Origin of the sequence: Arthrobacter sp. AQ5-05, from assembly GCF_003287975.1 — a bacterium.
Taxonomy (GTDB): domain Bacteria; phylum Actinomycetota; class Actinomycetes; order Actinomycetales; family Micrococcaceae; genus Paeniglutamicibacter.
Genome location: NZ_QMKQ01000079.1, coordinates 1 through 1,303, shown reverse-complemented (window position 1 = coordinate 1,303; position 1,303 = coordinate 1). Strand labels below are relative to the sequence as shown.

At 62.4% G+C, this 1,303-nt stretch carries 1 protein-coding gene; it reads left to right on the top strand.

Annotation, left to right across the window (positions count from 1 at the left end; genetic code table 11):
- Positions 1–74 precede the first annotated feature (74 nt).
- A protein-coding gene (locus DQ353_RS21070) for an IS3 family transposase (protein ID WP_113765135.1) occupies positions 75–1,261 on the top strand; the annotation gives its coding sequence in 2 pieces (ribosomal slippage) (positions 75–330 and positions 330–1,261; 1,188 coding nt in all).
- Positions 1,262–1,303 lie beyond the last annotated feature (42 nt).

Sequence of the window (1,303 nt, the reverse complement as noted above, 5' to 3'; positions counted from 1 at the left end):
TGGGCTGCTCTGGATATTTCGGACAGTGGTGCCCCATGAAATGATGGGGTTCACCGGAATGAGGAATCACCGAAATGTCACCAACACGACGCAGGTTCAGCCAGGAATTCAAGGATGAACTGTGCCGCGAAGTCATCGACTCGTCCAAGCCCATCAAGACCGTCGCCACCGAATACGGCGTGGGCGCCGAGACGTTGCGCAGTTGGCTGAAGAAGTACAAGGAAGCCCACGGAGGCACCGAGACGGAGCCGGAACTGAACGTCTCCGAACGTGCCCGCCTCAAGGAACTGGAACGCGAGAACCATGAGCTGAAGGCCGAGGCCGCATTCCTAAAAAAAGCGGCCGCATACTTCGCAAGGGAGCCACGGTAGTGGCGAAGTATGAATTCATCGACTCCTACGCCGCGACCCTGAAGGCCCCGGCGGTGCTGAAGATGTGCCGGTGGCTGGAGGTCTCCCGCTCCGGTTTCTACCACTGGCGCTCCCGCCCGGTCTCGGCCACCGCGGCCCGCAGGGCGGAGCTGGCGGCCCGCGTGCGGCATTTCTTCGAGGAATCCGAAGGAACCTACGGATACCGCCGGATCCACGCGGATCTGGCGGACGAGGGCACCGAATGCTCCCCGGAGCTGGCCCGCCAGATCATGCGGCAAGAGGGCCTGGTGCCGTGCCAGCCACGGCCCTTCAGAATCACCACCGAGGCGGATGCCGAGGCCGCCGCCGCCATGCCGGACCTGGTCCGGCGGGACTTCACCGCCGACCGCCCGGGCATCAAGTTCGTCGGCGACATCACCTACATCCATACGTGGCAGGGATTCATCTATCTGGCCACGGTCATCGACTGCTATTCCAAGAAGGTCGTCGGCTGGGCGATCGAGGACCACATGCGCGCCGAGCTCGTGGAAAAGGCGCTGCGCAACGCCGCGGACACGTCCCGGATCGAGCCGAACGCGATAAGCCATTCCGACCGTGGCAGCGTCTACACCTCGGCCTCTTACCGGACCCTGGTCACCGGGCTGGGCATGCGTTCGTCCATGGGGAGAACCGGGATTTGCTGGGACAACAGCCAAGCCGAGACCTTCTTCTCGGCCCTGAAAAACGAGCGTGTCTACCGCACGACGTACGCCACGAAGGAGCGGGCACGAAAAGACGTCATCCGCTACATCGAGGGGTTCTACAACAGCCGCAGACGACATTCGGCGCTCAATTATCGGCGACCGAACGAAGTCCACTATAGTTACCAGCAGCCGGCCACGGCAGCGTAGAGAAACCACTAATCCGCTGTCCGAAAAGTCCTAAGCAGCCCA